The 12,093-nt window shown below is 70.4% G+C and carries 11 protein-coding genes; 1 reads left to right on the top strand and 10 read right to left on the bottom strand.

Going from position 1 to position 12,093, the window contains the following annotated elements; translation table 11 throughout:
- Positions 1–9: 9 nt before the first annotated feature.
- The 8 genes from LG278_RS14605 to serA all read right to left on the bottom strand — a co-directional run bounded on the left by LG278_RS14605 (position 10) and on the right by serA (position 9,241).
- The gene (locus LG278_RS14605; RefSeq protein WP_404387985.1) at positions 10–1,380 is read right to left on the bottom strand and encodes an aldehyde dehydrogenase family protein; all 1,371 of its coding nucleotides are present in this window, start codon (positions 1,378–1,380) and stop codon (positions 10–12) included.
- Positions 1,377–2,744, bottom strand: a complete 1,368-nt coding sequence (locus tag LG278_RS14610; RefSeq protein WP_404387986.1) for a glutamine synthetase family protein — start codon at positions 2,742–2,744, stop codon at positions 1,377–1,379. The genes LG278_RS14605 and LG278_RS14610 overlap by 4 nt, the downstream gene beginning before the upstream one ends.
- A 40-nt stretch (positions 2,745–2,784) precedes the next feature.
- Positions 2,785–3,909, bottom strand: a complete 1,125-nt coding sequence (locus LG278_RS14615; protein ID WP_404387987.1) for a branched-chain amino acid aminotransferase — start codon at positions 3,907–3,909, stop codon at positions 2,785–2,787.
- A gap of 89 nt (positions 3,910–3,998) precedes the next feature.
- Positions 3,999–5,063, bottom strand: a complete 1,065-nt coding sequence (locus tag LG278_RS14620) for a 3-isopropylmalate dehydrogenase (RefSeq protein WP_404387988.1) — start codon at positions 5,061–5,063, stop codon at positions 3,999–4,001.
- Positions 5,064–5,168: 105 nt separating this feature from the next.
- Positions 5,169–5,264 (bottom strand): 3-isopropylmalate dehydrogenase, encoded by a 96-nt coding sequence (locus tag LG278_RS14625; protein WP_404387989.1) that lies wholly within the window; start codon positions 5,262–5,264, stop codon positions 5,169–5,171.
- Between the two features lie 220 nt (positions 5,265–5,484).
- Positions 5,485–6,285, bottom strand: coding sequence for an ABC transporter permease subunit (locus tag LG278_RS14630; protein ID WP_404387990.1), 801 nt, complete (start codon positions 6,283–6,285; stop codon positions 5,485–5,487).
- Complete coding sequence (locus tag LG278_RS14635; protein ID WP_404387991.1) at positions 6,275–7,195, bottom strand: ABC transporter ATP-binding protein; 921 nt, start codon at positions 7,193–7,195, stop codon at positions 6,275–6,277. The genes LG278_RS14630 and LG278_RS14635 overlap by 11 nt, the downstream gene beginning before the upstream one ends.
- Before the next feature lie 462 nt (positions 7,196–7,657).
- Positions 7,658–9,241: a phosphoglycerate dehydrogenase gene (serA, locus tag LG278_RS14640; protein WP_404387992.1), complete on the bottom strand. Its 1,584-nt coding sequence runs from the start codon at positions 9,239–9,241 to the stop codon at positions 7,658–7,660.
- Between the two features lie 317 nt (positions 9,242–9,558).
- On the opposite strand from serA, the gene LG278_RS14645 reads away from it, so the two are divergent.
- Positions 9,559–10,308 carry an SDR family oxidoreductase gene (locus LG278_RS14645; RefSeq protein WP_404387994.1) on the top strand — a complete coding sequence of 250 codons (750 nt, stop codon included), beginning with the start codon at positions 9,559–9,561 and terminating at the stop codon, positions 10,306–10,308.
- A gap of 140 nt (positions 10,309–10,448) precedes the next feature.
- Here the strand turns inward: LG278_RS14645 and ilvC are convergent, their stop codons facing one another.
- Together ilvC and ilvN are read right to left on the bottom strand one after the other, a co-directional pair.
- A complete protein-coding gene (gene ilvC, locus LG278_RS14650; RefSeq protein WP_404387995.1) occupies positions 10,449–11,477 on the bottom strand; it encodes a ketol-acid reductoisomerase in 1,029 nt (342 codons plus the stop codon).
- A gap of 102 nt (positions 11,478–11,579) precedes the next feature.
- Positions 11,580–12,092 (bottom strand): acetolactate synthase small subunit, encoded by a 513-nt coding sequence (gene ilvN / locus LG278_RS14655; RefSeq protein ID WP_404387996.1) that lies wholly within the window; start codon positions 12,090–12,092, stop codon positions 11,580–11,582.
- Between the last annotated feature and the right edge of the window lies 1 nt (position 12,093).

A 12,093-nucleotide genomic window follows, 5' to 3' on the forward strand; every position in this document is an offset into this window, starting at 1 on the left:
GATGTCCCTTCAGTCCGTGGAGATGAAGACGTTCTTGACCTCGGTGAACGCCTCGAGGGCGTCGGGCCCGAGCTCGCGGCCGATGCCGCTCCGCTTGAAGCCACCGAAGGGGGTCGAGTAGCGCACGCTGCTGTGCGAGTTGACCGACAGGTTGCCGGCCTCGACGCCGCGCGCGACGCGCAGGCCGCGCCCGATGTCGCGCGTCCAGATCGACCCCGAGAGCCCGTATGCCGTGTCGTTGGCCTTGGCGACCGCGTCGGCCTCGTCGTCGAAGGGCATCACGGCCACGACGGGGCCGAAGACCTCCTCCTGCCAGACGCGGTCGGTGGTCGAGCGCGGGAGCACGACGGTGGGCGGGTACCAGTAGCCCGCGCCGCTGGGCTTGTGGCCGCGGAAGGCCACGTCGACGGGATCAGCCGACTCCTCGACGTAGAACTGCACGCGCTCACGCTGTCCGGCGCTGATGAGTGGGCCCATCTCGGCGGCCTCGTCGCGCGGGTCGGTGACGAGGACGCCGCGCACCGAGGTCTCGAGGAGCTCCATGAAGCGATCGAAGACGCTGCGCTCGACGAGGATCCGGCTGCGCGCGCAGCAGTCCTGACCGGCGTTGTCGAAGACGCCGTAGGGGGCCTGGGCTGCAGCCAGCTCGAGGTCGGAGTCGGCGAAGACGATGTTGGCGCTCTTGCCGCCCAGCTCGAGGGTGACGCGCTTGACCTGATCAGCTGCGCCGCGCATGATCCCCTGGCCCACGGCCGTCGAGCCGGTGAAGCAGATCTTGCGCACGTCAGGGTGGGTGACGAAGCGCTCTCCCACGACCACGCCGCTGCCGGCGACGACGGTGAGCACGCCCTCGGGCAGGCCTGCCTCGAGCGCGAGCTGTCCGAGCCGCAACGCAGTCAGCGGCGTCAGCTCGGCCGGCTTGAGCACGACCGTGTTGCCGGCCGCCAGGGCCGGCGCGAAGCCCCAGCCGGCGATCGGCATCGGGAAGTTCCACGGCACGATGATGCCGACGACGCCGATCGGCTCGCGGAAGGTGAGGTCGATGCCACCGGCGACCGGGATCTGGCGGCCGAAGTTCCGCTCGGGGGCGGCCGCGTAGTAGGCGAGGACGTCGCGGACGTTGCCGGCCTCCCACCGGGCGTTGCCGATCGTGTGCCCGGCGTTGGCCACCTCGAGCTGCGCGAGCTCCTCCTGGTGCTCCCCCACGAGGTCGGAGAAGCGCCGCAGCAGCAGGCCTCGGTCAGCCGGGGCCACCGAGGCCCAGGCGGGCGTGGCGGCACGGGCCCGGGCGATGGCCGCATCGGCCTCGTCCACGGACGCGAGCGGCACTGTCGCGACGACCTCCTCGGTCGCCGGGTTGATGACCTCGTGCACGGTCACAGTCGCTCGAACCCCCTCCTGCGCTCCCAGTCGGTGACGGCGGCGTTGAAGGCGGTGATCTCGACGTCGGCGGCGTTGACGTAGTGGTCGACGACCTCGTCACCGAAGGCCGACCGCGCCACGACCGAGTCCGCGAGCAGGTCGCGAGCCTCCTGCAGGGTGGCAGGGACCCGGGGGCTGTCGGACGCGTAGGCGTTGCCCTCGAGCGCCGGCTCGAGCGGGAGCTGCTGCTCGATGCCGTGCAGCCCGCCCGCGAGCATGGCCGCCACGGCCAGGTAGGGGTTGAGGTCGCCACCCCCGACGCGGTTCTCGACCCGCAGGGCCGGGCCATGCCCCACGACACGCAGCGCGCACGTGCGGTTGTCACGGCCCCAAGCCACGGCAGTCGGCGCAAAGCTCTCCGACGCAAACCGCTTGTAGGAGTTGATGTTCGGCGCGTAGAAGTAGGTCAGCTCGCGCTGCGTGGCGAGGATGCCGGCCAGGAAGTGGTCGAACACCTCGCTCTGGCCGTGGTCGCGGTCGTCGTCGGCGAAGACCACCGCACCGTCCTGCCCCCGCAACGACAGGTGGATGTGGCAGGAGCTGCCTTCACGCTCGTCGAACTTGGCCATGAAGGTGAGCGACTGCCCCCGTCTGGCAGCGATCTCCTTGGCGGCGTTGCGATAGACGACGTGGTTGTCGCACGTGCGCACGGCCTCGTCGAAGAGGAAGCCGATCTCGTGCTGCCCCAGGTTGCACTCCCCCTTGGCGCTCTCGACGACGACCCCGGCGGCATACATCTCGTTGCGGATCTCGCGCAGCAGCGGCTCCACGCGGTCACCGCCGAGGATGGAGTAGTCGACGTTGTAGCGGTTGGCTGGCGTGAGACCGGCGTAGCCGCGGTCCCAGGCTGCGTCGTAGGAGTCCTCGAAGACGATGAACTCGAGCTCGGTGCCGCAGTGCGCCGTCAGGCCGAGGGCTGCGGCCCGGTCGACCTGCGCACGCAGCACCGACCGCGGCGACTGCGCCACCAGACCGCTCCCGTCGAGCCACGTGAGGTCGCACTGCACCGTCGCGGAGTGCCGGGAGCCGGGGGTGCGCCGCAGGGTGGTGAGGTCCAGCTCGAAGAACATGTCGCCGTAGCCCCGCTCCCACGAGCTGATGACATAGCCGTCGACGGTGCGCATGTCGACGTCGACGGCGAGCAGGTAGTTGCACCCCTCGGTGCCGTCCTCGAGCACGTGGTCGAGGAAGTAGTGGCCGTGCAGCCGCTTGCCCTGGAGCCGGCCCTGCATGTCGGTGAAGGCGACCACGACGGTGTCGATGTCGCCCGCCTCGATCTCGGCGCGCAGCTGGTCGACGGTCAGTGCCGGTGGTTTCGCCATGCCCTCTTCCTATCGGATCGACAGGGCCACCGCGCGATGGTCAGACGAGACGGGTGAGCCAGCCCCGGGTGTCCTCGGCGCGGCCGTACTGGATGTCGAGGAGCTTGGCACGGATCGCCTCGGCGTAGCGGTCGACGTGGCCCTCGCGGCGGTGGTCGACCGATCCGCCCGCCCAGCGCAGCTCCCCGACGGGCGTGACGACGGCGGCGGTGCCACACGCGAAGATCTCGAGGATCTCGCCGCTGGCAGCGCCCTCCTTCCACTCCTCGATCGGGATGCGCCGCTCCTCGGGCTCGAGGCCCTCCTCCTTGGCGATCTCGAGGATCGAGCTGCGGGTGACGCCCTCGAGGATCGACCCCGTCAGCTCGGGCGTCACGATGCGACCGTCCTTCATGACGAGGAAGAGGTTCATCCCCCCGAGCTCCTCGATGTAGGTGTGCGTCGAGGAGTCGAGGAAGACGGCCTGGTCGCAGCCGTGCTCGATGCCCTCGAGCTGGCCGGCGAGCGAGCTCGCGTAGTTGCCGCCGCACTTGGCCGCGCCGGTGCCACCCTCGCCCGCGCGGGCGTAGTCAGTGGAGATCCACAGCGTGACGGGCTTGAGGCCGCCGGAGAAGTAGGCCCCCGCCGGGGAGGCGATGACGGAGTAGGTGACCCGCTGCGCGGGCCGCACACCGAGGAAGGCCTCGGAGGCGAACATGAACGGCCGCAGGTAGAGGCTCTTCTCGCCCGCGTCACCGGCCGGCACCCACTCCTGGTCGACCGTGACGAGCTGGCGCAGCGACTCGATGAAGTCGGCCTCGCGCAGCACGGGCAGGGCGAGCCGACGTGCCGACCGGGCGAAGCGGGCGGCGTTGGCCTCGGGTCGGAAGGTCCAGATCGAGCCGTCGGCGTGGCGGTAGGCCTTCATCCCCTCGAAGATCTCCTGCGCGTAGTGCAGGACCGCAGCAGCAGGGTCGAGCTGGAAGGGGCCGTAGGGCCGGACCTGCGCGTCGCCCCAGCCGTCGTCGGCGGTCCACGTCGCGACGACCATGTGGTCGGTGAAGGTCTTGCCGAAGCCGGGGTTGTCGAGGATCTCGGCGATGCGCTCGGACGAGGTCGCGTCGTCTCGTCGCGTGACCTCGAAGGACAGCTGGGTCGAGGGAGCCGGGGCGGCGTCCGTGGTCATGGCAAACCTCCAAGAGAGCAATCAGCGGTGATCCGACGTCAGGCTATCGCCCACATCGTGAGACGGCGACGTCGCCCTGGAGCCGCCCGTCAGAGCCGCGCGAGGACCGCGTCGCCCACCGCCGTGGTCGAGCGCTGCGCGGCGCCGCGCTCCGCCAGGTCGGCCTCGACGGCAGCCTCGACCCGGGCGGCCTCTGCCTCGAGACCGAGGTGCGCGAGCAGCATGGCGACCGAGAGGATGGCCGCGGTCGGGTCGGCCTTGGACTGGCCGGCGATGTCGGGGGCGGAGCCGTGGACGGGCTCGAACATGCTCGGGGTCGTGCGGGCCGGGTTGATGTTGCCCGAGGCCGCGAGCCCGATGCCGCCGGCGATGGCCGCGGCGATGTCGGTGAGGATGTCGCCGAAGAGGTTGTCGGTGACGATCACGTCGAAGCGGCCCGGATCGGTCGCCATGAAGATCGTGGCGGCGTCGACGTGCTGGTAGGCCGTCTCCACGTCCGGGAACTCCGCCCCGACCTCCTCGACCGTGCGACGCCAGAGGTGCCCGGCATACGTGAGGACGTTGTGCTTGTGCACGAGCGTCAGGTGGCGACGCGGTCGCGCCTGGGCGCGCGCGAAGGCGTCACGCACGACGCGCTCGACGCCGTAGCGGGTGTTGACGCTGACCTCGGTCGCGATCTCGTGGGGGGTGCCGACCCGCAAGGCCCCGCCGTTGCCGGTGTAGGGCCCCTCGGTGCCCTCGCGCACCACGACGAAGTCGATGCCGTCGGGGGCGACCCGGGCCACGTCGAGCGGGCTGCTCACGCCGGGATAGAGCTTGGCGGGCCGCAGGTTGACGTAGTGGTCGAGGGCGAAGCGGAGCGGCAGGAGCACGCCGCGCTCGAGCACGCCGCTCGGCACGCTGGGGTCACCGATGGCGCCGAGCAGGATCGCATCGTGACCGCGGAGCTCGTCGAGCACCGAGTCGGGCAGCGTCTCACCCGTCGCGTGCCACCGGCGGGCTCCGAGGTCGTAGTCCGTCGTCTCGAACGTCGGGCCACCCTCGCCGGTGACCGCCCCGAGGACCTTGAGGCCCTCTGCGACCACCTCGGGACCGATGCCGTCACCGCCGATCACGGCGATGGAGTAGGCCTCCCGGACCTGCGTCTGCGTCATGATTTCAGCCTAGAACCCGTCTTGTGATGTGGGACCGCCGTCTCATCCGGCGGTCGGGGGCACAGCGCGAGCCCCCGCCGTCGTGGCGGGGGCTCGAGGTCGAGGTCAGTCCTCGGTGTGGCCCTGGTCGCGCAGGTCCATCGACTCCTGCAGCGCCTGGCGGGCGGCCATGGCATCGTCGCTCATGGTGATCTCCTTCATCGTGTCGGGTGGTCTCAGGTGGCTCGAGCCCGTGTGAGGGCGAGCCGGTCAGCCGGGCATCGCGGGGTCTCCGCGGCGAGGTGGCTGACTACCTGGACTCGCCGCGGCTGGCAATGAGTACGAGCTGCCGCGTCATGTCGTCGACGGTACGCCTCGGTAACTGGCGGTAAAGGGGGTTTCCATTGGGTGAGACGCGATGTCCGACATGTGGCGGGCATCCTCAGCTGCGCACGTCGCGCCGCTCGAAGCCGAGGACCGACAGCACGACGAGCACCACCACTGTCGCGAGCGCGACGACGACCCCGGGCCACGACACCCCGTTGCGCAGCGGGTCATGCGCCGCGTACTGGTAGAAGGGTGAGAGCCGTTGCATCGGCTCGAGCCAGGAGACCATCGCACCGAGGCCGTTGACGAGGTAGGTGACGACGGCGAGTCCCGCCGGGATCGCCTTGCTCAAGCCCGCCTGCCCTGTGACGCATCCCACGGCCAGCGCGACCGCGCCGAAGACGAGTCCCAGCAGGGCGAGGTGCAGCATGGCCGCCGCGACCCGTCCCGGCGGAAGTCCCATGTCGGCGAACTGCCCCTCGACGACGAGTGCGACGCCGAGCAGCCCCGCGAGCCCCACCGTGCCGACGACCATCGCGAGCGTCTTCTCGAGGACGATCCGGCGACGGCTGACCGGAGCCGTGACGAGCAGGTCGATGGTGCGTCGGCTCTCCTCCCCCGCCACCGCGGACGACCCTGCCGCGACGGCATAGAGGATGACGAGGATCGGCGCCATGAACGACATGAGCTCGATCTGGAGGTAGCCGATGGGAGTCGACATGTCGGCCCCCGTGGTGGCGAAGAGGTTGCGGAACGCCTCGGGCATCTGGTCGAGGAAGTCGTTCAACGCCGGCTGGTCACGCATGCTCGGCCAGATGGCGACATACATCGCGACGAGCAGCACCACCGAGAGCGCCCACCAGACGAGGGTGCGGCCCTGGTCCCTCAGCGTCTTGGTCGTGATGTCACGCAGCATCCGGGTCGCCCACTCCGTAGTAGGCGAGGAAGGTCTCCTCCAGCTCGGCCTCGGCGCACGCGAAGTCGACCACAGGGTGGTCGCTGACCCGCTTGAGCAGCGCGTCGAGCGACGACTGGGGCGCGCTGCACCGCACGGTCATCCCGTCGACGCTGAGGTCACGCAGGTCCGGCACTCCGTCGAGGACGCTCCGCGGCACACTCTCCGGCACATCTTCGGCGAACTGCACCTCGACGTGGTGGAGCGCCTTCGACCGCAGGTCGTCGAGCCGCTCGACGGCGACGAGGCGTCCCGACCGCAGCACGCCGATCCGGCTGGCCACCCGCTGCACCTCGCCGAGCACGTGCGAGCTGAGCAGCACCGCCCCACCGGCGCGCGCGTGGTCGAGGACGAGCCCCTGGACCGTGCGCTGCACCATCGGGTCGAGTCCGCCGGTCGGCTCGTCGAGCACGAGCAGCTCGGGCTCGCTCATCAGCGCGAGCACGAGGGCGACCTTCTGCCGGTTGCCGCGCGACAGCTCGTGCGCGGGCCGTCGCAGGTCGAGGTCGAGCTGCTCGGCGAGCTGCGCCGCCCGGGCCGGGCGCGCGGTGCCACGCAGGGCTGCGAGGTAGTCGACGTGGTCGTGGCCCGTGAGGCGGTCGTAGAGCACCAGCTCGCCCGGCACGTAGCCGACCCTCGCGTGGATCTGCACGGCGTCGCGCCAGGCGTCCAGCCCGAGCACCGTCACGCTGCCGGAGGTCGCCCTGATGAGGCCCATGATGAGGCGGAGCGTCGTCGTCTTGCCAGCGCCGTTGGGGCCGAGGTAGCCGAACACCTCGCCCGGCGCGACCTCGAGCGTGAGGTCCCGCAGGGCCACGGTGTCGCCGAAGGCCTTGGTCAGCCCGACCGCCTCGATGACAGATCTCGCCATGCCTCCAGCCTCGACCGCCCCACCCCGCCGCGACAGGGCCCTTCGTCCCCCTCCCGCCCAACCAGCCCGCCCGGTGCAAAGTGCCCACTCGACGTCAGACCCCGTCGAGTGGGCACTTTCCATCACGACAACCCCGCCGAGCCCCGGTGCAAACTGCCCACTCGACGTCAGACCCCGTCGAGTGGGCACTTTCCATCACAAAAGCCCGCGCCGAGCCCCGGTGCAAACTGCCCACTCGACGTCACCCCCCCCGTCGAGTGGGCACTTTCCATCACAAAAGCCCGCGCCGAGCCCCGGTGCAAAGTTCCCACTCGACCTCACACCCCGTCGAGTGGGCACTTCCCATCACGACAACCGCGCCGAGCCCCGGTGCAAACTGCCCACTCGACGTGCTGCGGTATGCCGCTGGGCCGGCACCCATGATCGGGTGCCGGCCCAGCGGCATACAGGAGGGTGTGGCCGTCAGGCCCGCAGGTCGACGACCGAGAACGTCTTGGCGTCGATGGCCTCGCTCAGCGAGGCGACGAGGGCCGGCGGCACGGCGCTGTCGACGTTGAGCACGCCGATCGCCTGGTCGTCCTGGCGGGAGACCTGCATGCCGCCGATGTTGATGCCGGCGTCACCCAGGATGCGGCCGACGTTGCCGATGACGCCGGGGCGGTCTGAGTACTCGAAGACGAGCATGTGGTCCGAGAGCGGCACCTCGAGGTCGTAGCCGTTGATGCCGACGAGCTTCTCGACCATCTTCGGGCCGGTCAGCGTGCCCGAGACCGACACCACGGTGCCGTCGGAGAGCGTGCCGCGCAGAGTCGTCACGTTACGGAAGTCGCCCGAGTCGGGGTCGGTCACGAGACGCACCGCGACGCCGCGCTGCTCCGCGAGCACCGGGGCGTTGACGTAGGTGACGGCGTCCTCGACGACGTCGGTGAACAGGCCCTTGAGGGCGACGAGCTTCCACACGCTGACGTCGTGCGCCGTGATCTCGCCGCGCACGTCGACGTCGAGCTGGGCGGGCACGGTCCCGGCGATCGCGGTGAACATGCGACCGAGCTTCTCCACGAGGGCGATGCCGGGACGCACCTCCTCGGCGATGAAGCCGCTGCTGACGTTGACGGCATCGGGCACGAGCTCGCCGCCGAGCGCGAGGCGCACCGACTTGGCGACCGCGATGCCGGCCTTCTCCTGAGCCTCGTCCGTCGAGGCGCCGAGGTGCGGCGTGACGACCACGGACTCGTGCTCGAAGAGCGGCGACTCGGTGGTGGGCTCGGTGACGAAGACGTCGATGCCGGCGCCGGCGACCCGGCCCTCGGCGATGGCGCGAGCCAGCGCAGCCTCGTCGACGATGCCGCCGCGCGCGGCGTTGACGATGCGCACCGACGGCTTGACCTTGCGCAGGGCGTCCTCGCCGATGAGGCCGAGCGTCTCGGGCGTCTTGGGCAGGTGGATCGTGATGAAGTCGGACTGCGCGAGCAGCTCGTCGAGGCCCACGAGCTGGGCTCCGAGCTGGCCGGCCTTGGCGGGCGAGGCGTAGGGGTCGTAGGCGACGATCTTCATGCCGAAGCCCTTGAGGCGCTCGGCGACGAGCGCGCCGATGCGGCCGAGGCCGACGACGCCGACCGTCTTGTCGAGCAGCTCGACGCCGGAGTACTTGCTGCGCTTCCACGCACCGCCCTTGAGTGCCTGGTTGGCGGGGGCGATGTTGCGGGCCGTCGCGAGGAGCAGGCCCACGGCGAGCTCGGCGGCGGAAGTGATGTTGGAGGTCGGCGCGTTGACGACCATGACACCGGCCTGCGTGGCGGCCTGCACGTCGACGTTGTCGAGGCCGACGCCGGCGCGGGCGATGACCTTGAGGTTCTTGGCCGCGGCGATCGCCTCGGCGTCCATCTTGGTCGCCGACCGGATGAGCACGGCGTCGACGTCGGCGAGGGCGGGGAGCAGCTCCTCGCGGTTGGCTCCATCGGCCGAGCGGACCTCGAAGTCGGGTCCGAGCGCCTCGATCGTGGCGGGCGACAGCTCTTCGGCGATGAGGACAACGGGCTTGCTCACAGGGTGGATCCCTTCCGGACGGGTGCGGGGCCCGCACGCTGGTCCGGGCGCGGGCCGTCGGAGGCACCGCGATGTGCCGCAGGCGAGTCTAGGCGCTGCGGCTCGCGAGATCACGGGGTGTAACCAACATGTGAACAGCACCACTCGCTCCCCCACGGATATCAACCACTGGACCACCCATCCCGTATGTCGGACGGCCAGGTCCGCGGGACCGGTGACGGGAGCGTCGCGGCGCCGGTCGCGTGTGGCCTCCTCGTCGAGCGCTCGATTCCCGTCATCCGTCCCCCACCCGTGCACCCGGGACTACCGTGATGGGCGTGAGAGTCGTGGTCGCGGGTGCATCAGGAGATCTCGGGTCGCGCGTGGCGCGGCAGGTCGCCGACCGAGGGCATGAGGTCGTGCCGGCGAGCCGGAGGACCGGCGTCGACCTGGTGTCGGGCGACGGCCTCCGCGAGACGCTCGAGGGTGCGGACGCCGTCGTCAACTGCGCCGACGACCCGTCGCGCGGCGACTGGGTCACCGTCTACGGCGCTCGCCGTCTCGCCGACGCGGCCGCCGCGCAGGGCGTGCACCTCGTGCACATCTCGATCGTCGGCATCGACGACCACCCGCTCACCTACTACCGCCGCAAGCTGCGCGCCGAGCAGGGCATCGCCGCGGCAGGCGGGCCGGCCACCGTGCTGCGGGCCACCCAGTTCCATTCCCTCGCAGCGTTCTTCGCGCAGAAGCTCTCGGTCGGGCCCCTCACCGCGACGATCGGCGAAATGGCATTCCAGCCCGTCGACACCGACTGGGTGGCCGAGCGCCTCGCCGACCTCGCGCTGGGACCCCGCCCGACGGCATACCTGCGGGCGACCGACGTCGCGGGCCCTGACGTGCTCACCATCGGTGAGATCGAGACGTTGCTGCGGGCTCACCGCGGCGCCTCGGCTCCCCACGTGGTGCGGCTGCCCCCGCTCGGCCGCACCCTGCGCGCCTTCGCGGAGCGCCGCAACGTGCCCACCCCGGGCGAGGCGCAGACCGGTGGGCGCTCCTTCGCCGAGTGGGTCGCCGCCGGGGAGCACTGACGGCGAAGGCCGGTCGCCCCACGAACGGCGACCGGCCTTCACAAGAGCACGGCTGTCAGCGCGCGGTCCTCGATTTGCGCGCTTCCGCGCCCGCCTCCGGGCCTCGGTCGCTGGCGCTCCCTCGTGTCCTCACCGGGCTGTCAGCGCGCGGCAGACCCCTCGATGTAGTCGCTGTCCGTCTGCTTGACCCACGCCATCAGTCCGCGCAGCTCGCGGCCGGTCGCCTCGATCGGGTGCTGGGCACCCTTCTCGCGCAGGGCCTTGAACTCCGGTGCCCCAGCGTCCTGGTCGTCGATGAAGCGCTTGGCGAAGGCACCGTTCTGGATGTCGGTGAGGACGGCCTTCATGTTCTCCTTGACGTGCGGGTCGATGACGCGCGGCCCGGAGACGTAGTCGCCGTACTCCGCCGTGTCGGAGACCGACCAGCGCTGCTTGGCGATGCCGCCCTCGATCATGAGATCCACGATGAGCTTGAGCTCGTGGAGGCATTCGAAGTAGGCCACTTCGGGCTGGTAGCCCGCCTCGACGAGCGTCTCGAAGCCATACATGACGAGCTGGCTCGCACCGCCGCACAGCACGGCCTGCTCACCGAAGAGGTCGGTCTCGGTCTCCTCGGTGAAGGTCGTCTTGATGCCGCCGGCACGCAGGCCACCGATCGCCTTGCCGTAGGACTTGGCGAGCTCCCACGCCGTGCCCGACGCGTCCTGCTCGACGGCGAGGAGCACAGGCACCCCACGGCCGTCGACGAACTCGCGGCGCACGATGTGGCCGGGACCCTTGGGGGCGACCATGAGCACGTCGGCGTCGGCCTCGGGCTTGATATAGCCGAAGCGGATGTTGAAGCCGTGCCCGAAGAGCAGCGCCGCGCCCTCCTTGAGGTTGGGCTGGATGTGCTCGGCATAGACACCGCGCTGCACCTGGTCGGGCGTGAGGATGACGACGAGGTCGGCGTCCTTGACCGCCTCGGCGACCGTCATGACGGTCAGGCCCTCAGCCTCGGCCTTGGCCTTGCTCTTGCTGCCCTCGGCCAGGCCGATGCGCACGTCGACCCCTGAGTCGCGCAGGTTGAGCGCGTGGGCGTGGCCCTGGCTGCCGTAGCCGATGACGGCGACCTTGCGCCCCTGGATGATCGACAGATCGGCGTCGTCGTCGTAGAACATCTCGGCCATCGTGGCCTTCTCCTTCGGTTGGTTGCGGCGGTATGCCGCTGGGCTGAGTGGGCAGGTGTGGCTGAGTGGGCAGGTGCTGAGTGGGGCAGGGTGGCTGGCGGGTCAGGCGCTGCGCAGGCTGCGGTCGGTGATCGAGCGCGGTCCGCGTCCGACCGCCACCATGCCCGACTGGACGAGCTCCTTGATGCCGAACGGCTCGAGCACGTCGAGCAGGGCCCGCAGCTTGTCGGAGTTGCCGGTGGCCTCGATCGTCATGGCGTCCGTCGAGACGTCGACGACCTTGGCCTTGAAGAGCTGGATCGTGTCGATGACCTGGCTGCGGGTGCCGGCGTCGGCCCGCACCTTGACGAGCATGATCTCGCGCTGCACCGAGGCGATCGGGTCGAGCTCGACGACCTTGAGCACCTCGATGAGCTTGTTGAGCTGCTTGGTCACCTGCTCGAGGGCAGCGCCCTCGACCTCGACGACGACCGTGATGCGCGAGATGTCGGGGATCTCGGTCTGGCCGACGGCAAGCGAGTTGATGTTGAAGCCGCGCCGCGAGAAGAGCGCGGCGACCCGGGTCAGAACACCGGGCTTGTCCTCGACGAGCACCGACAGGGTGTGCTTGCTCATG

Source organism: Humibacillus xanthopallidus, from assembly GCF_044793955.1.
Taxonomy (GTDB): domain Bacteria; phylum Actinomycetota; class Actinomycetes; order Actinomycetales; family Dermatophilaceae; genus Humibacillus; species Humibacillus xanthopallidus_C.

What these genes read in the sequence shown, in the direction of transcription:
- LG278_RS14610 (WP_404387986.1), bottom strand. Translation starts at nt 2,744, where the DNA reads ATGGCGAAACCACCGGCACTGACCGTCGACCAGCTGCGCGCCGAGATC.
- LG278_RS14615 (WP_404387987.1), bottom strand. Translation starts at nt 3,909, where the DNA reads ATGACCACGGACGCCGCCCCGGCTCCCTCGACCCAGCTGTCCTTCGAG.
- LG278_RS14620 (WP_404387988.1), bottom strand. Translation starts at nt 5,063, where the DNA reads ATGACGCAGACGCAGGTCCGGGAGGCCTACTCCATCGCCGTGATCGGC.
- LG278_RS14625 (WP_404387989.1), bottom strand. Translation starts at nt 5,264, where the DNA reads ATGAAGGAGATCACCATGAGCGACGATGCCATGGCCGCCCGCCAGGCG.
- LG278_RS14630 (WP_404387990.1), bottom strand. Translation starts at nt 6,285, where the DNA reads ATGCTGCGTGACATCACGACCAAGACGCTGAGGGACCAGGGCCGCACC.
- LG278_RS14635 (WP_404387991.1), bottom strand. Translation starts at nt 7,195, where the DNA reads ATGGCGAGATCTGTCATCGAGGCGGTCGGGCTGACCAAGGCCTTCGGC.
- ilvC (WP_404387995.1), bottom strand. Translation starts at nt 11,477, where the DNA reads ATGGCCGAGATGTTCTACGACGACGACGCCGATCTGTCGATCATCCAG.
- ilvN (WP_404387996.1), bottom strand. Translation starts at nt 12,092, where the DNA reads ATGAGCAAGCACACCCTGTCGGTGCTCGTCGAGGACAAGCCCGGTGTT.